This is a genomic window from Liquorilactobacillus capillatus DSM 19910 (genome assembly GCF_001434915.1).
Classification (GTDB): Bacteria; Bacillota; Bacilli; order Lactobacillales; family Lactobacillaceae; genus Liquorilactobacillus; species Liquorilactobacillus capillatus.
In genome coordinates this window covers 111,774-130,286 of sequence record NZ_AZEF01000032.1, presented here as the reverse complement: position 1 = coordinate 130,286, position 18,513 = coordinate 111,774, and the positions used below count along the sequence as shown (strand labels likewise).

Genomic DNA, 18,513 nt, shown 5'->3' with positions numbered 1-18,513 from the left:
CCTGCCTTGCTATCCATATCCATCCACTCCTCTTCATAAGTTTAACGTAACTGCTTTCACTAAGAACTATAGCACTTACAGTAAACGTTTACAATAGTTTTTTTGAAATTTAGTAAACGTTTACGGAAAAAGATCGTCCCAAAAGGATTTTAATGTTTTAATTTAGAGCTGCACGCGGTAGAATTGAAATATATCTATAATTTAAGGGGAAGAGTATATGGGGATAACGATTAAAGATATTGCGCGTGAAACTGGTTTTTCAGTTGCTACCGTTTCACGGGTTCTTTCAAATAAAGAGGGCTTCTTCAGCCAAAAAACAGCTACGATTATCAATGCAGCTGCAGCTAAATTAGGCTATAAAAAAAATATGGCTGCGACAGAACTAGTCACACAAAAAAGTAATGTTATTGCCATCATCGTAAATTCAACTAAAACTAATTTTTCTGAAGCGATTATTGATGGTATTCAGAAAAAAGCTACGGAAGCTAATAAAAGAGTTATCATTTTGTACGCAGGTGACCATCATGCACAATCGCAACAACGAGCTCTTACAACGGCTCTTGAACGTCCTATTATGGGAATTCTACTTCTCTCCGTCGATCTATTCGCGGAGAACCTTAAACTCTTAAAATCAGCTCGCGTTCCCTTTCGCTTCATTTCAATTTCATTTAAAGACCCCACCCTTAATTATGTTGCTTCTGATGACTATCAGATTGGTTATGAAGCTACCAAATACCTGATTGAAATGGGACACCGCTGTATTGGATTAGCTGGTATTGATCTTGAATCTGGTGCCCACACAGGTAAGCAGCGTTTAGCCGGTTATCAACGTGCTCTACTTGAAAATGGTATTATCCCGCAAAAAAGTTGGATTCAACCAGGTAATTATAGTTATACAGCTGGTGAACAGGCAATGCTCAACTATCATCAGCAAAAAAAGGTAACTGCTATTATCACTGGTAGCGACCTTGTCGGCGTTGGTTTATTGAATCAAGCCGCTAAACTAAATTTGAATGTCCCAAATGATTTGTCGATCATCGCGATTGATGGCACTTACCTCTGTAAAATAGTCCAACCACAATTGACAAGCGTTACCCAGGACTTCTATCAAATGGGCTACCTTGGTGCCGCCTACTTAATAAATGGTCAGTATCAAAATGCCTTTACAGATATTGAGATCACTGAGCGTCAAAGTGTTAAGAAACGATCACTTTAGATCAACTCACCTAAATAGCTATACATAACTCAAAAAAGATAGCTTTCCTCCAATACAGGTTAGCTATCTTTTTCATTTTATCACTATCAGAATTTTATTTAATAATAGGATTATTATAAATATAATCACGGGTTTTAGGTAACGTTCTACCACTTGGCCCCTTAGAGATCAAATATTGAATACAATCAATATTGCCGGATTCAAAAGAAGCTGCGCAGGCTTGTAGATATAGATCCCACATACGAACAAACTTTTCATCCGCCTTTTGTGAAATAACATCGAGGTTCTGCTGGAAGTTTTTATCCCAGATTTCCAATGTCCGTTGGTAATGGCGGCGCAACGTTTCCATATCAAAAACCTGCATTCCAGCATCAATGATATGCTGTAAGTTCTCAGTCATTCCAGGAATATAGCCGCCAGGGAAAATATACTGGTTGATCCAGCCATTAAAGGCTCCACCTTGCTGGCGTGTTATTCCGTGAATCAATGCCACTCCATTATCACTCAAATAATCAGCAACTGTTTGGAAGTAAGTCCCCAGATTCTCTTTACCAACATGTTCGAACATGCCGACACTTGTAATGTAGTCAAACGGTCCTTCTTGGAGTTCACGATAATCTTCCAGATAAACGTGAGCCTTCCCTTCAAGACCTTCTTCCTTGATTCTTTTCTGTACAAAAGTATATTGTTCTTCGCTCAAGGTAATCCCTGAGGCATCTAACCCATACTCTTTGGCAGCCGTCAGCATTAAAGTCCCCCAGCCACATCCGATATCAAGTAGCTTTTTACCAGGTTGTGGATCTAGTTTCTGAATAATATGATGTACTTTATTTAATTGTGCCTGTTCAAGTGTATCCTTGTCATTTTCAAAGTAGGCACAAGAATATGTCATTGAAGGATCAAGCCATAAACGATAAAAATCATTTCCCAGGTCATAATGACTCTGGATATCCGTTTTACTACTTTTTTCCGAATGTGATTGTTTGGGCAGAAAACGTTTCAATTTGCTATTGTAAAAGAAACTTCCTGCTGATTCATAAGCGGATCTAACTAAAGCTTGAATCGAACCATCGATCTGGATACGGCCATCCATGTACGCCTCGCCTAAAGCAATGGAGGCATTGCGCATTAATTCTTTAATTGGAACAGCTTCCTTAAAGGTAATTGTTACCTCAGGTGTTCCTTCGCCATATTGCTCGCTGTCACCATCCCAATAATTTACTCGAACTGGGATGCTGAAAGATTTGCTCAACATTTTTTTGTAGAATATTTTGTCGATCATAACTGTCTCTAACCTCCGCTTTTTACTCAATTCGTAACTAAACAATAGTATTCTATCACTTTTCACACACTTTTTCATAATCTTGAAAAAAGTTGTTTGGAAAAGAGCGCTTTTATGACACAAATAAAGAAGTGTGACAACGGTCGCCTAGACTTCGAGCATTAAGGACAAATTACGAAGGTAGTCTGCCTTTGACTACGAGTAATTGGGACTTAAGCATAAAAGTCTGACTGTTGGAACACGTTAAAGAAGTGTGACAACGGTCGCCTAGACTTCGAGCATTAAGGACAAATTACGAAGGTAGTCTGCCTTTGACTACGAGTAATTGAGACTTAAGCATAAAAGTCTGACTGTTGGAACACGTTAAAGAAGTGTGACAACAGTCGCCTAGGCTTCGAGCATTAAGGACAAATTATGAAGGTAGTCTGTAATTACTTAAGTGAATTCTTACTACAAAAAAAGACCTAAGTCAAAAATTATCTTTTTAACTTAGCTCATTTAGACTAATTATTAGTTTATACTTTTATTTATTATTAAACCGGTAAGAACATTGCTAAGATAGTAACAGCCACTAACCCTAGGATAACTGAAAGCCCCATTGAGCGTGATCGATATGCCACTGCTATTACTATTAACGAAGCAATAATTTTTGCCATATTATGTATACCCGTAAAGACATAGCCTTCGCCAGTATTAATGAAAACATCTTTGACAACCAATGCCGTAAATAATGAAACGGGTACATACTTCATCCATTCATTAAACCATTTAGGGATATCACGCGTTGAGAAAATACGTAAAGGGATAAAACGCGGCCCAAAAGCGACAAGCATTGAAAGGATCACTAAAATTAAATGTTCCATAGTTTTTGCTGTCATCATCAATTATCCCCCGACTTACTAACGACCCGCCGACTTGCCTTAGGCTTGATCTTTTTCAATAAGAAGCCTCTCTTCTTATCGCGCTTAACTAAGTAATCTTCCAGCGCAAAACCAACAAACGATGCCAGCAAGGTCGAAATAACTAATCCCATAGTACTCTTAAGAAGCACCATCGAAATAATCGCAAAAATAGCTGCTACAAAGCTAACTACGATAGTCAGCTTATTTACAACTTGCATTACGATCATATATAGGAATAAAGCCGTTAATGCATAATCAACAATTGCAAGATCAACTGATAAGAGATTCCCGATCAGACTGCCAATAATATTCGCACACGCCCAGAAAAGAAGCGAATAATGTTCAACCATCAGTGCATCTTTAGGTGTCCAATTTTTATCTGTTGCAAATTTCAAATAATTAACGGCATAGTTTTCATCATTCAATGAAACAGCAAAGATATATAAAAACTTCTTACTCGTATTTCGTAAGTACTGTGATATGCTAGATCCCAGCAGCGCATAACGTAGTTCTAGGAAAAAAAGCATAATCAAGATTGTGTGCACCGGCGCATTGGCTGTCAGCATTGAAGCTAACAGAAACTGTGCACCACCTGAGAACACCAAGATCGAAACCAAACCTGTCAAAATCACGTTGAATCCCGCTACATTCAACAAGATACCGCAAGCAAGACCGATCGGAATGTAACTTAAACATAATGGCAGAGCGATTTTCAATACCTCTAACCAACGTGATTCCTCATTTTTCACGAATAAGCCTCCAAAAATAAAAGTCCTCGCAATTTCGATTATAACATATGATTCCTAACGTTCGTGTATAAATTTAAAGTCAATGAGAATATTTTAAGTATCTAACACCAATAAGTTACCCAATAATTACTCTTTCTGTAGGAAAACTATAACTAAGGTCCTTTTTACGCTTAGAAACAAACAACATCAACATGTACAGCATACCCACGCGACCGATAAACATTAAAATAATGATCACCCATTTACCAACAATGCTTAATGAGCCGGTTATCCCTAAAGAAAGCCCTGTCGTCCCAAAAGCAGATGTTACTTCCAGGATCAAAGCTGTTAATGTTTGCTTTTCCGTTGCTGACAAGATCAAAATAGCAGTCCCACATAATAAAACAGATAAATTCACGACAACAACTGCCTTTTGGATATCCTCTTGTCCGATCTGCCGTCCAAAAATATTAACATTGCGCCGACCGCGAATGAAAGAATACATGTAAAGAATTAGGATTCCAATTGTTGTTGTTCGGACACCACCACCAACAGAGCTAGGGCTTGCCCCGATAAACATAAGTAGCGAAAAAATCAGCATAGTCGTTGTATTAAAGGTACTTAGTGAGTCTAACTGCAAACCAGCATTCCGTGTTGACGCACTGTAAAACATCGCTGTCATCAGTTTGTCGGTCAAACTACGATGAGCAAAAGCTCCTCGTGTTTCAGAAAATAATATCAAAAGCGTTCCTAATATAAAAAATAACAAAGCGAAAAAAACAGCGAGTTTAACAAACAAGGAAAACCTGAATTTCTGTCCACTTTTTTGTTTTAACCTAGTTCCAGCCCACTCACGCAGCTCCGTTAGCACCGGGAAACCAATTCCGCCAACACCTATTAGGAAAATAACAGTCGTTAAGAAAAAATAATCATGTTTAAAGGGCATGATTGAAGTTCCTGTCACATCAAACCCAGCGTTAGTAACTGCCGAAATAGCGATATAGAACCCCTCAAAAAAAGCTTTACTGATATGGGCATAGCCGCGTTCAAAGTACAGATACAACGAAAAAAGAATTCCGAAGACAAACTGCAACATCATCATTAAACCAAAAACAGAATATGCTAACCTCACTGTTCCGCTCAAGCGTGGTTGGTTCATGTCGATTTGGATCAACTGTCGCTGATGCAATGTAATCCTCTTTCGAGCCAAAACCATCCCCACCGTTGCCAACATGGTAATTCCTAAACCGCCTATTTGAAAAAGCGCTTCTAACAAGATGATGCCATAATTATTGTAGACCTCATGTAGGGGAAAGGTCGTCAAGCCGGTTACACTAACAGTCGAAACTGCCATGAAAAAAGTGTCTAGTAGTGAAACTGTTACCCCCGCTTTTCGAAAAAAAGGTAAACATAATAAAAAAAAGGCCAAGAGTATCATCAAAAAGTAAGAAATAACTATCAACTGAATCGGGGTCGTATTTTCGCGAACCTTAATTAATAAGTAATTAATCTTGCTCAATGAGATAACCCTGCCTTTCTAACTACAAATAACAAGTATCTTAAACCAGCTTCATTTTAGAGTAACTAATAACGACTTTCTGCTTCAATTCAAGTGCAGTTGACGATTCTTTATAATCATTATCAAAATCAATAATTGCCGAATTACGCAGTTGTTTCGCGACTTTCCCCTCAAAATGGTGTCGATGGAAGACAAAGGCAACATGTTTATCCTTTACAAACGGTGTCCCAAGCTTACTCACTTCTATTACCTGTTCATCTCTATTGTTCTTAGTTCTCCGTTTTTCACTCATTTTTCTTCCTCCTTGACAATAACTCCAACGAACTACCTTAAGTAAAATAACCTTTTACTCATTATCACGAAAACCAACTGTTAGTCTTTTCATTATACTCTTTCATTATACCGCTAATACTTATTGAAAGCTAACTTAGGTCTTTACTTGCTCTTGAAAGCAGTCTTCTTGCAAGCTAAGTCTTACAAGATTTACTTTTTGTTTTTTTTCTGCTAGACTTACACTGTAATTATATGAGCTGGGGTGCCTTTTGGCTGAGAAATACCCATGAGACCTGATCTGGATAATGCCAGCGTAGGGAGCTTAAATCCATTGTTTTTTATTTGGTGAATGAAAGCGGCTACCGGCATACTTTTTAAGTGTGGCGGTTATTTTTTTATCCAAAATAACCTCTCTTATAACAATTTTTTCCCAAAAGGAGTGTTTTTTTATGCAAACTATGAATCAGAAGCAAAAACGCGGTTGGTCATTACGCGACGTTATTTTCCTTGCAATTATCGGCATTTTCTTCGGTGTTATTTATCAAGTCTGGAGCTACGCCTACTATGTGATTGCCGCCACACCTTTAAAGCCTTATGCCAACGACTTGACCCTCGGTGTTTGGATCATGGCTGGTCCACTTGCCGGTGTGTTACTACAAAAAGCAGGTGCTACTCTTATCGGTGAACTACTTGCTGCTGCGGTCGAAATGCTGCTCTTTTCAAGTTGGGGAGCTGCTAACCTAATTTCGGGGTTTATTCAAGGTTTAGGAAATGAAATCGGCTTTGCCTGTACTGGATACAGAAACTGGTCAAAACTAGGCCTGTTCCTTTCGACTATCGGTGCCACAATTATTACTTTTATCTGGGATTGGTTCCAAAGCGGCTATAGCGAATACCATATTGGGCTTTTACTGACCTTATTAATTATTCGCTTCATTTCAATTGGCTTCTTCGCAGGCGTTCTCGTTTACTGGATTAAGAAACTTGTCTTAAAGACAGGTTTAAACAAGTAAGATGGTTAGGTTAGCTGTTTCCAACTTGACTTTTTCTTATGGAGCTAGTCGTTCTCCTATCTTCGACCGACTCAATTTCGATCTTGTACAAGGTTCTTTTAACCTGTTAATTGGTCCTTCTGGTAGTGGAAAATCCACCCTCTTTAAGCTGTTGGCCGGGTTGTATCCCGAATATGGCGGTATTATTACGACTGGAACTATTCAACTAAATAACCAAGAGGTCAGTACGCTTGTTCCTTACGAACGTGCACGTCATATTGCCTTGCTCTTCCAAAATCCCAGCCGACAGTTTGCAATGCGCACTGTTGAAGAACAGTTGACTTTTGCGTTGGAGAACCTTCAATTAGCACCACAGTCCATTCCCGAAGTTGTTACAGCTACACTTCGCCGCTTCAACCTAGAGTCGTTTCGTCAGCAACAGCTTCTAGCCTTATCCGGTGGTGAGCAGCAGCGGATCGCCCTTGCTACTACCATTGCAATGGGTAGTGACATTATTTTGTTGGATGAGCCATTTGCTAACGTTGACCAAGCTGGCCGTCAAAAGCTTTTAACCATCTTAAAAGAATTACAGGTTAAATATGGTAAAACTATTTTTATTTGTGACCATGATTTGACTGGTTATCAACAGTTGGTAGACCACCTTTATGAAGTCGATGCGGCACACAAAAAGGTTCCTGAAATATCGCTGCAACGGCTGACTACCGTGAAGAAAGAACTTCCTGTTCAGAATCGGTTGGATAAAATATCAATTTTCAACTGGCAAAAGCTTAGTTTTAAAAGCAGCTCACGTGTATTGCTTAAACCTCATTCATTTCAACTTCCCAAAAGTCAGGTGGGTCTTCTATCTGGTGCTAATGGTTCTGGAAAGTCGACTCTTTTTGCGGCGCTCTCGCATCAACTAAAATACCAAGGTGCTGTTTATTATAAAAGTAAAGCATCAGAAAGAATACGGCTCAAACGTTGGGCGCAAATAGTCGGGGTCGTTTTTCAAAACAGCACCGACCAATTTATCAAACTTGAGGCGCGCGCTGAAATCAATCTTTCGCGGCAAAATAGCTTGCACCCGCTGTATTGGACCGACGCAAGGATCACTGCTGCTATTAAACAATTGCAACTCACAAATATTTTAGACCATGTTAATTATCAACTTTCCGGTGGTCAGCAAAAAAAACTGCAGGTTTTAAGCATGCTGATTATGGCTCAGCCTATTTTACTTTTTGATGAACCTTTAGCCGGTCTAGATGCTATTTCACTAAAAAACGTAATGCAATTGATTAAAAAGACCGTTACTGATTTGGAAATTAGTAGTTTGTTAATTTCCCATCAGCGTGCAGGAGTGACCGAATTGGTTGATTATGAACTGCTACTTGCCAATCAGACATTAACACTTGAGGAGGCAAAGTAATGAGAAAAACGGCACGCAAGGGACTGAATGCAACTATTTTAACAGTTATTATGCTTGGTGTTGGTCTCCAGATCGCTTTCTCTCGAAGTGTTACTTTAAATATTATCGTCATGTTGATCTGTCTAGCTTACTTACTATACTGCCGTGTTGCACCCCAAAAATTAATTATCATGCTGCTGATTGCTCTTCCCTTGGCGGTAGGGAGTTGGTGGTCTTTTATTATGTTTGGTGTAGGTGACCGCTGGCATAGCGCTTGGATCTATGGTTCGCGTGTTTATGCTTATCTGTTACTTGGAGCTATCCTTACATTAACAGTCCAAGTCAAAGAAATTTTAATAAGCCTCTCACTACACGCGAAGCTTTCTGAGACTTTCGTTTATGGATTATTAGCATCTTTCAATCTGCTACAGCGTATTCGCCAACAATTTAAGCTTATTCAGTATTCCGCACAGATGCGCGGTAAAAACTACCGTCCTTGGCAGCCTGCTTTATACCTGCGTATTATTATCGTCGCGTTGCACTGGTCAGAAGATTTAGCTGAAGCAATGTCGTCCCAAGGCTTTTCAGAAGGATATCCCCGAACGAGGACTTTTGAAGACCCATTACCGCACTGGCAATGGGGGCTCGCCTTAGGTATCATCATCCTCTACTTTTGGGCAGCCTTTTTCATTCATCCTTGGTAAAGTAACGCAGAGTAGAGTGATAACCACTGGTAGACAATAAATATTAAGGAGACTTTAAGCAAGGTGCCCAAATTTAGTTCTTCAATGATTTAGCAATAAGTGCTCAAAAAAAGACTAGGCCAGATACGTTCTTTCATTCTGGCTTAGTCTTTTAATTTAAAATTAAATTAGCGATATAGCTCTTTTAAATGTTTTAAGCTTGTTTTGCAGCGTCCTTACCCTCAACGGTCTCAACATAAGTAATAGCTCCACTCCGTCTAAGATGAACCATCGTTAACCAGAGAAGTCCAAGTGAGACGATAATAAAGAGCAGCATTACTGCCAATGAAGTTATGAATTGACTTATCCCTAAACCAGAAGTTAGTGCCTCACGGAATCCCAGAATTGAATAAGTCATCGGCAGGAATGGATTAACTGCTTGGAAGAAACCATTCATCCCATTTGTAATTTCAATTGGGAAGGAACCACCCGAACCACCTAGTTGGATAACCAGCAAAATCATTGCCGCGAAACGCCCCGGATTTCCACCTGCCACTGACATCAACATAATAAGATACATCGCTGTCATTGAGAAGAAGATCGCATTTAAAATCAACTGTAGTGGATGGTCCGGAACAAGCCCTAGGGACATCATCAATATAGTTTCCACGAGCGCTGTTCCTACCGCTACTAACGTTCCTACTGCCACTTTGCTCAAAAACCAGTCTGTACCTGAACCATCAGGCGTTGATAGTCGGCGAATCGGGTAAACTAAGTTGAAGACCAACGCACCGACATATAATGCTACTGAAAGCATATATGGTGCTAAAGCATAGCCATAGTTAGGGACCTTGCTATAATTCTCATGTTTCAAGTTTGAAGGTGCAGCAAACATGTCAGCAGTCTTAGCAGAAGTCTTACCGGCAGCGATCTTAGCCGCACCGTCAGAGAGCCCACCTGCTAGTTGTTGGTTACCTTGATGAAGTTTCTTAACACCTGCTGTTAACTTACCTGAATTTGCGGCTAACTGCTGGGTTCCTCCAGCTAGTTGATCAACACCAGACGTCAGAGTCGGAACCTTAGCATTCAGTTGTTGGGTTCCATCTGCTAATTGAGCAGCACCGTTACTCAGCTTAGAACCATTATTGTCTAATTGTTGAGTTCCGTTTGCTAACTGTGCTACACCGTTTGTTAAGGCAGGAACCTTGCCATTCAATACACCTAAACCACCTGCAAGCTGAGTCACGCCGTTATTTAACGTGCCGCTATTAGCCGCTAACTGGCTTGTCCCACCTGCCAATTGAGCTACTCCACTTGTTAGCACGGGAACTTTGCTATTTAATGTCCCTAAGCCACCTGCAAGCTGAGCGGTCCCGTTGACAAGAGCAGCTGAATTAGCAGTTAACTTATTTGAACCATCAAATAATTGTGCTACACCACTAGTTAATGCGGGAACTTTATCATTCAAGCCAGACAAATTACTGCTCAAACTTGTTGAGCCTTGAGTCAGTGTCGTTGAATTTTGAGCTAGTTCAGCTGAACCAGCAGCTGCTTGATCGACTCCCGCCGTATATTCATTGATACCCGCAATTAGTTGATCAATTTTACTTGTATTTGTATTACTTACAACTGCACCTGCAACCTGAGTCTGTGCTCCTGTTCCAGCGTTAATAATACCATCAACATCGACATTATTTGTATTACCAAGGTTTTGATTAAGCGTTGCGGCTATCCCCTGCGTTTTGGTCGCCATTGTGTTCAATTCGTCGATACTTGTTGAAAGCTTTTTTAAGTTAGTTGATGCACTATTCAACTGGCTAAGTTTATCCTGTGTTAAACTAGCATTCTTCATAATTCCTTGGAAGCTGTTCAAAGCATTATTAATAGCCGTAATTTGAGTGGACGAGATCCCTGCTTTTTGTAGTTCTTGTAACTGATTAAGATTAGTTTCGTTGGCACTCAAAATAGCTTGTAACTTTTGCTTATCATTCTCATCTAGATTCTTAGATGCTTGCAAAGTCTGTGCATTTTGTTCAATCGTCTGGCTATTTTGCGCAATCTTTTGCAATGATGTATTCACAGTTTGTAAACTAGTAGTTAACGTTGTCATATTAGTCAATGTACTGCCATATTGATTATAGAAAGTCGCTAGGTTCTGCAACATCCCCAACGCTCCCGTTAGTTCGTCAGTATTCTGCAAACCAGCTTTGATTTCTTGCAAACTCCTGGCAATAACTGAGTTTGTCACGTATAGTGCTGCTGCAGCTTGAGGTAATTGTTTTAGTCCTGCTGCGCCACTATTTAGTTGTTCAGACTTGCTTGCAAGCTGCCCTAACCCGCTATTCAAACTTGTTACACCTGTCGTATAAGTTTGGATACCAGACGTTAGTTTAGCCGAACCTGCAGAGAGCTGATCAACACCAGTGGCTAGCGTACCTGTCTGGTTGTTTAATTCACCTAGCCCGCGATTAACTTTAGCAACTCCTGTAGTATACTGTCCCACACCGCTATTTAAATTAGTAGAACCCTTTGCCAGTTGACCGACTCCAACGGCTAATTGGCCGGTGCTACCATTCAGTGTCTGAACACCGTTATTAACTTTATTAACACCAGCAGTGTAGGTATTAACACCAGCTGCTAATGAGTTAGAGCCGGATGCTAACTTCGTAACACCTGATGCTAACTGTCCAGTACTCCCATTCAATTTCTGTGTTCCTGCATTTACTTTAGCAACTCCGGCAGTATACTGGTTGATCCCGTCTTCAAGTACCGTTGCTCCTGTTGTTAGTTTGAGCACTCCTCGTCCCAGTGGTACTACACCAGTCTGAAGTGTCATAACACCATTATTAACTTTCTCCACTCCAGCTGTATACGTATTGAATCCATCTGATAAAGTTGCTGAGCCATTACTTAATTTATTTGCACCCTTAGCGGCAGTTGTAAAGCCTTTACCTACTGTTTTTATCGTTGCAAACATTGTTTTGGCATATACATCTGTGACAGAAGACCGAACTTTAGTATTTAACTGCTTGGCGCCTTCCTCACTAATAACTTTTCCGATATAGTTCAATGAATCATTTGTTTTATAAATCAAATGCATTTTCTTAGGATTTTTGTTAAGAACAGTTGTCGCATTCTCAGAAAAGTCCTTTGGAATCGTGATAATTGTATAGTACTTTTTATCCTTTAAACCTTCTTGTGCTTTGGCAGCTGAAACAAAGTGCCATTGTAGGCTGTCATTTTTCCGTAGTTTTTTAACAAGATCATCGCCAACCGTCATCGTCTTACCACGATAATCAACCGCACGATCTTCATTAACAATTGCAACAGGTAATTTACCCGCATTACCGTATGGATCCCATACCGATTTTAAAAAGAACACGGCATATAAAAAAGGGATAAACATAATTGCTGAAATTGTTGCTATCAGCAACTTATGTCTCCCTATATTTTTGAACTCTTCTTTTATCATTCCCACTGCTCTCACCTCTGCCTCTAAGCTTATTTCTCAGATTCATTATCTACTTTAACAATCTATAATATACTCTGAACATCTATGAAACACAAGGTCGATTTTTTAAGCCGTAGGTTAACAATATTGAAGTGCCCATTATATAAAATATCTCTCCTACTTAGTAGAAGGGATGTCTAAGAGTTTACTGAATATGTCTATCTGCAAGCAAAAAGGCACGAAAGCGCAAAGTTAATTGCCGCTTCCGTGACCTTCTATCAAAGTTATCCTAAAAATAACCGTTAAATTAACTATTTTGTTTTAGCTAACTACTTAAAAAAGATTGGTAAAGAAATTCTTGATTGCTCGTCCCATAATAACGAAGATGTTAGCTTTTTCAACCTTTTGTGTATTAACTGCGGGAACTTCAAGTTTGCTGGCTCCATTTAAGTAAGCCAACTGCTGTCCCTTAGCCGTTAATGTTAGTTTCCCAACTGTTTTATTTTGAGCCAACGGTGCTTCAAGACCGCCCTTCTTGTATAACTTCTTATTGCCGCTCAATGAAGCGGTAAGATCACTAGCTGCCATTCCCTTTTTCAACCAAATGTCTGTAGCTTCTTTAGTGACAACTGGGGTTGCTAACTTTTTACCGTGATAAACAGGCAGGCTTGCTGCACCCTTAAAGCTGCTCTGTGCCTTCACCGTTGTATAGGTAAAGTTGTTATAGACATACGACATTAATTTTTGTGTCTGTTCAAAACGTGATGTATCGCCATCACCGGCGTGTTTAGCACCCAGAACGACGGTAATGATTCGTTTGCCATCTTTATTGACAGTTCCTACAAAATTAGCTCCTGCACTATCTGAAGTTCCCGTTTTCAAACCATCTACAGGCAAGTCCGAATATGCCTTGGCTAGACCTTTCAACATCCAGTTCCAATTTTCCATCTCAGTTTCACTTGTTCCATTATTAAATTTCATCCGTGTAATACTTGTTGTCTTTAGAACTTCAGGGTAATCTTGTAATAATTTTTGTGAAACAAGAGCCATATCCTTTGCTGATAGCTTGTTTTCAGCTTTAGCAGGTGCATCAGGGTACTTACCTGACCCAATCTCATCATTTCCCAATCCTGAAACAGTGTATAGTTCAGCGTCATTAATATTCCAGCTTTTCAATAATTGCTGCATTTTATCCACAAAGGCTGACTGCGATCCAGCGACCGCATTAGCCAACGTCATTACAGCTCCGTTGGCTGAATAAATCAAACTTGCCTGGTATAATTGACGAACTGTATACTTATTATCCTTTTTTAAAGGAACATTAGATAATTTGGTATCCTGACTAACTTGATAGGAAGCATTATCAACAGGAACCTTTTGGTCCCATGATAACTTTCCCTCTTTAATGGCTTGCATTACGAGGTAGATCGAGATTAGCTTGGTAACTGATGCAACCGGTAAAGGCTGCGTACTGTTTTTACTATAGATAATCTGCCCTGTCTTGGCATCGACTGCAATAGCCGCCTTCACATCTAACTGGAGTGCCTTATCCGTTTCTGCCGGAACATTATCTGCTTTAACTTCCCCATTTACCATCATTCCAGCTGCCGCTGAAGTAAAAGTTGTTACTGCAATAACTAGCCCCAACAGCAGTTTCTTTGTTTCCTTAAAAATTAACATGTTTGTCTATCCCTTCAATTTATTAAGTCTACTCTAGAATAACTAAAAAAGACTAGTCTGACAACGACTAATCTCAATTTTTAAGCTCTTTGTTTTTTTCAATTTTATAAATCTGTTTTACCGGTAAATGGATAATAAAACTTGTCAGCTTTTGGTCAGATAAAGCATAAATATAGCCATTATGCAAATCTATAATACTCTGTGCGATCGCTAAACCTAAGCCGCTACCGCCAGTCTCCTTTGAACGGGAACTTTCAACCCGGTAGAAACGGTCAAATAATTGTTCAAGTGCCTTAGCAGGAATCATCGGCCCATCATTAGCCACTTCAACAATAATTTCATGCGCTCCAGCATACGAAACTTTCAAGAAGATATGTCGACCGCCATTACCGTACTTCAATGCATTTGATAACAGATTATTGAAGACTCGTGCTAACTTTTCGGCATCAGCTTCCATCATGATATGTTTGGTTTCTAATTCAGTGGTAATTTTCATTTCTTTCTTACTAGCTTCTAACTCAAAGCTAGCAGCAATTTGTTCAATCATTTGGCCTAAGTCGATCTGCGTCATATTTAACGGTGTGTCTGTCTGTCGGACTTTAGTATATTCAAATAAATCTTCCACCAAAGCCTTCATTTCCTTTGCCTTAAGGTAAGCCGTATGGGTGTACTTAAAAATATCTTCTTTTGAATGATACTGTTTATCTTCAATCAGGCCCAGATAGCCAATAATCGATGTCAACGGTGTTCGAATATCATGACTGACGTTAGTAATAAGCTCATCTTTTGAGCGCTCGATCTGTCTTTCTTCCTCCATTGACTTAATCGTACTGTCAACTAGAGCATTAATGCTTTGGGCAATACGCTGCATATCACCTTGTAATTGAAAAGAAATTCGGTGATCAAAATGTCCTTCTGCAATGTAATGCAGCTCAGAGATAATGTGATGTAATTGCATCTGGCGGTAACGCCGAATGAGACGCCAATAGACGATAAAAACATCCGCAACCAGCATGATGGTTACAAATAATCCACCCCAACTCCAGAAACGAACATGGTATGGACCTGGTCCAAAAGAAAGAGACATTTTTATTTGAAATATACCATCTGCTAAAGCTGGATTAGATTTAATCATCTGATCAAGTAAAACATAAATTGATAAATTCAACAGCAGCAATAAGATAACTGTTACAATCCCTTCACCGAATAATTCGCTTTTTTCACGCGCGGTGAGTCTCACTTAGAAATCATCTCCATTTCTAGTCTAATGTGTTTCAATCTTGTACCCAACACCCCAAACGGTTTGGATAACTTTCTCACCATTAGTTGCTTCTTCAATTTTATCACGCAAATGGCTGACATGAACCATCACTGTTTTAGCTGATACAACGGACTCTTGCTGCCAAACCCGTTCAAAAATATCATCTGCTGAAAAAACCCGGTTAGGATGACTTGCAAGTAGATATAAGATACCGAATTCCAACGCTGTTAGCTGAATTGACTTGCCATCAACCGTTTCAACCTCATGTGAATCTTTTTTGATGATCAGTGGTCCCACTTCGAGTACATCTGGGATATCGTTAGTCACTGCGTGTTGTGAACGTCGCAACAATGACTTTACGCGTGCCATTACTTCAAGCGGATTAAACGGCTTAGTAACATAATCATCTGCTCCCTGAATCAGGCCTTGAATCTTGTCAAGGTCACCTGTCTTAGCTGACAGCATCAAAACTGGAATCTGAGAATCCTTTCTGATTTCCTTGATAACCTCGATCCCATCCATGTGCGGCATCATTATATCAAGAATCATCAGCGCTATGTCTGGGTTGGTATTCAACTTAGTTAAAGCTTCTCTTCCATCATAAGCCTTTTCAACTTCATACCCTTCATTCTTAATATAAATACTCAGCAATTCCACAATATCTTTATCGTCATCAACAACTAAAATTTTCATCTTTACTAACTCCTTTATTTTATAATTAATCTTAATTTCTTCTATATATTGAATTTCCCATTAAATACAATGACACATCTTTTTATACACTAATTTATACTTTTAATTGTAACAAAATACAGTTTCATCGTATCTAAAGAATTGGTTAAAATCAAGCTAAGTAACCACTTCCACTACGTTTGCCTTTAAACACTCTTTATATCTCAAATTATATACTTGCTCTTTTAGCCGCCCAAGTTCTCCAATATCAGTTAACCTTCATTATGTGTTATTATTTAATAATGTTGGGGACAATATAAATAAACTACTAAATTTATTTAATTTATATTATATATGGATGGAAGGAAAAAGAATAATGAAAACAAATATTCTTTATCAACATGGAACATTAGCTTTACTCGTTCCTGGACTATTAACTGGGACGATCACAATGAAGGAACTTTTACAACATGGTGATACAGGAATTGGCACTGGTGAAGGATTAGATGGTGAACTAATAATTCTTGACGGTATTCCTTACCAGGCAGATAGCCTCGGTAATGTCAAAGTTGTCAAAGATGATTTTATAATGCCTTTTGCAAATGCTAACTTTGCTGATTTTAAATTTTTAACTACACTCAAGGATGCTACTCCAGCTAAATTTGCTACAGTAGCCCTGCAAGAAAAAGAAAATGCAAATACTTTTTTTGCAGTGCAGGTAAAGGGCATCTTCTCTTATGTGAAGACCCGTGCCGTTGTGAAATCATTTCCACCATTCGATACACTGGAAGCAACTGCTCAAAAGCAGAGTATCTTTGAAGCACATAATATTGAAGGAACACTAATCAGCTATTACTCTCCATCACTATTTCATGGTGCAGCTGTTGCTGGCTTCCATAATCACTTTCTAGCCGCAGACCATTCGATCGGCGGTCACGTGCTTGACTTTAAAATTGCTTCTGGTAAGCTATCTCGTCAGCTATTCGATACACTGGAACAGCATCTGCCTATCACCAACAAGGAATTCATGGACCATAATTTTGCGAAAGACAATATCGCGGACGTTATTTCAAAAGCTGAATAATTAAATTATCTTTAGATCAAAGAAGACTAATGTTATCACTAACTATTCTTTTGGCAATAAGCCAAATTGCTATCAACTAGTGATTATATAAATTAGTCTTTTTTTGTTTATCCATTATTCGTTATTGTATAACGACTCATGTCTATTTATTATGCGTCAATTTAATATTCATAATTATGGATATAAATAGGTATATGCATTATAATATGCATAAATAGACGCTATTATGATATTTTATAAAAAATAGTTGCAATAAGTGATATAGTATTATATAGTTATAACCAACAAAATGAATTGTTATTCAGTTTATATGAATGAAAGAAGGAGAAATAATGAAAGTTGGGTTATTAGGGGCAACAGGCTATAGCGGTGCAGTGCTGTATTCCTTATTAAAACAGCATCCAAATGTCACCCACCTTAACCTTTATGGTCATAACACAGGTACGTCAAAAAAAGTTTTTCTTGAAACAGCTATTCCGGCATACCTAAACGAGCATTTAGAGTTACAGGAGTTTGATCCGGTCGCAATTATGAATAGTAATGATGTTTTATTTTGCGCTACGCCAGCAGGGGTTACCAGCAAAATAGCCCGACCTTTCATTGAAGAAAATTTTCCTGTTATTGATCTTTCTGGCGACTTTCGTTTTAAGGACCCGGCTGTTTATTCAAAATGGTATCACAAACCTGCCGCGCCAGCTGAGCAATTGCAAAAAGCGTGTTATGGTTTAACCGACTTTCAAACTCCTACAACACATTATATTGCTAATCCTGGCTGCTATGCCACGGCGTCTTTACTAGGACTTGCACCGTTGGTAATTGAGAAAATGATTATTCCAGATACCATCATTATTGATGCTAAATCAGGGGTTTCAGGAGCTGGTAAAAAGCCAAATACCAGCAATAATTACTCCTTTATAAATGAGAATGCATGGTTATACAAGATGAACCAGCACCAGCATATTCCTGAGATCGTTCAACAGCTCCAAGCTTGGAATAAAAATATTTCCGCGATCGAGTTTACCACGACACTCATCCCCATCACTCGCGGTATTATGGCAACGATCTATGTCAAAGCTGCACCCAACATTACTTTAACAAAAATTAAACAGGCTTTTAATAAGTATTATCAGCATGATAAGTTCATTCGCCTACTGCCAGAGGAGACCCCTAGTATTAAAGAAGTTACTGGTTCAAACTACTGCAATATCGGTCTTAGCTATAATGAAGTTACCAATACCATCGTTATTGTTTCAGTAATTGATAATTTAATGAAAGGTGCTGCTGGTCAAGCACTGCAAAACTTTAATCAGCTATTTAACTTTCCAGAAGAGGCTGGCCTACCGCTCTTGCCGCTTTTCCCGTAAA

15 protein-coding genes and 1 riboswitch are annotated in these 18,513 nt (G+C 39.0%); of the genes, 6 read left to right on the top strand and 9 right to left on the bottom strand.

What is annotated here, in order from left to right; genetic code table 11:
- Window positions 1-217 precede the first annotated feature (217 nt).
- Window positions 218-1,216, top strand: a complete 999-nt coding sequence (locus tag FC81_RS08130; protein WP_057745490.1) for a LacI family DNA-binding transcriptional regulator — start codon at window positions 218-220, stop codon at window positions 1,214-1,216.
- 94 nt (window positions 1,217-1,310) lie between these two features.
- On the opposite strand, the gene FC81_RS08125 is transcribed toward FC81_RS08130, so the two are convergent.
- The 5 genes from FC81_RS08125 to FC81_RS08105 form a co-directional block, all read right to left on the bottom strand.
- Window positions 1,311-2,498 (bottom strand): SAM-dependent methyltransferase, encoded by a 1,188-nt coding sequence (locus FC81_RS08125; RefSeq protein WP_057745487.1) that lies wholly within the window; start codon window positions 2,496-2,498, stop codon window positions 1,311-1,313.
- 533 nt (window positions 2,499-3,031) lie between these two features.
- On the bottom strand, window positions 3,032-3,376 hold the full coding sequence (locus tag FC81_RS08120) for an AzlD domain-containing protein (RefSeq protein WP_083478801.1): 345 nt from the start codon (window positions 3,374-3,376) through the stop codon (window positions 3,032-3,034).
- Window positions 3,377-3,378: 2 nt separating this feature from the next.
- Window positions 3,379-4,149: an AzlC family ABC transporter permease gene (locus tag FC81_RS08115; RefSeq protein ID WP_057745482.1), complete on the bottom strand. Its 771-nt coding sequence runs from the start codon at window positions 4,147-4,149 to the stop codon at window positions 3,379-3,381.
- Window positions 4,150-4,264: 115 nt separating this feature from the next.
- Window positions 4,265-5,647 carry a TrkH family potassium uptake protein gene (locus tag FC81_RS08110; RefSeq protein ID WP_057745479.1) on the bottom strand — a complete coding sequence of 461 codons (1,383 nt, stop codon included), beginning with the start codon at window positions 5,645-5,647 and terminating at the stop codon, window positions 4,265-4,267.
- A 40-nt stretch (window positions 5,648-5,687) separates the two neighbouring features.
- Window positions 5,688-5,939 carry a hypothetical protein gene (locus FC81_RS08105; RefSeq protein ID WP_057745477.1) on the bottom strand — a complete coding sequence of 84 codons (252 nt, stop codon included), beginning with the start codon at window positions 5,937-5,939 and terminating at the stop codon, window positions 5,688-5,690.
- A gap of 229 nt (window positions 5,940-6,168) precedes the next feature.
- Window positions 6,169-6,257: riboswitch (TPP riboswitch) on the top strand.
- Window positions 6,258-6,369: 112 nt separating this feature from the next.
- Between FC81_RS08105 and FC81_RS08100 the strand changes: the two genes are divergently transcribed.
- The 3 genes from FC81_RS08100 to FC81_RS08090 are packed head-to-tail and all read left to right on the top strand — an operon-like array spanning window position 6,370 to window position 9,021.
- Window positions 6,370-6,933: an ECF transporter S component gene (locus FC81_RS08100; RefSeq protein ID WP_057745475.1), complete on the top strand. Its 564-nt coding sequence runs from the start codon at window positions 6,370-6,372 to the stop codon at window positions 6,931-6,933.
- Between the two features lies 1 nt (window position 6,934).
- On the top strand, window positions 6,935-8,338 hold the full coding sequence (locus FC81_RS08095) for an ABC transporter ATP-binding protein (protein ID WP_057745472.1): 1,404 nt from the start codon (window positions 6,935-6,937) through the stop codon (window positions 8,336-8,338).
- Window positions 8,338-9,021, top strand: coding sequence for an energy-coupling factor transporter transmembrane component T family protein (locus FC81_RS08090; RefSeq protein ID WP_057745469.1), 684 nt, complete (start codon window positions 8,338-8,340; stop codon window positions 9,019-9,021). Before FC81_RS08095 ends, FC81_RS08090 begins: the two co-directional genes overlap by 1 nt.
- Window positions 9,022-9,214: 193 nt before the next feature.
- Here the strand turns inward: FC81_RS08090 and FC81_RS08085 are convergent, their stop codons facing one another.
- The 4 genes from FC81_RS08085 to croR all read right to left on the bottom strand — a co-directional run bounded on the left by FC81_RS08085 (window position 9,215) and on the right by croR (window position 16,085).
- The gene (locus FC81_RS08085; protein WP_057745628.1) at window positions 9,215-12,472 is read right to left on the bottom strand and encodes a YhgE/Pip domain-containing protein; all 3,258 of its coding nucleotides are present in this window, start codon (window positions 12,470-12,472) and stop codon (window positions 9,215-9,217) included.
- Window positions 12,473-12,784: 312 nt separating this feature from the next.
- Window positions 12,785-14,131, bottom strand: coding sequence for a serine hydrolase (locus tag FC81_RS08080; RefSeq protein WP_057745456.1), 1,347 nt, complete (start codon window positions 14,129-14,131; stop codon window positions 12,785-12,787).
- A 73-nt stretch (window positions 14,132-14,204) separates the two neighbouring features.
- The gene (locus FC81_RS08075) at window positions 14,205-15,371 is read right to left on the bottom strand and encodes a sensor histidine kinase (RefSeq protein WP_057745453.1); all 1,167 of its coding nucleotides are present in this window, start codon (window positions 15,369-15,371) and stop codon (window positions 14,205-14,207) included.
- A 24-nt stretch (window positions 15,372-15,395) separates the two neighbouring features.
- Window positions 15,396-16,085, bottom strand: coding sequence for a response regulator transcription factor CroR (gene croR / locus FC81_RS08070; RefSeq protein ID WP_057745450.1), 690 nt, complete (start codon window positions 16,083-16,085; stop codon window positions 15,396-15,398).
- 352 nt (window positions 16,086-16,437) lie between these two features.
- On the opposite strand from croR, the gene budA reads away from it, so the two are divergent.
- Together budA and argC are read left to right on the top strand one after the other, a co-directional pair.
- Entirely contained in the window at window positions 16,438-17,148 is a 711-nt protein-coding gene (budA, locus tag FC81_RS08065) for an acetolactate decarboxylase (RefSeq protein ID WP_420806352.1), read from the top strand.
- Window positions 17,149-17,480: 332 nt separating this feature from the next.
- Window positions 17,481-18,512: an N-acetyl-gamma-glutamyl-phosphate reductase gene (gene argC / locus FC81_RS08060; RefSeq protein ID WP_057745446.1), complete on the top strand. Its 1,032-nt coding sequence runs from the start codon at window positions 17,481-17,483 to the stop codon at window positions 18,510-18,512.
- Window position 18,513: the final 1 nt, after the last annotated feature.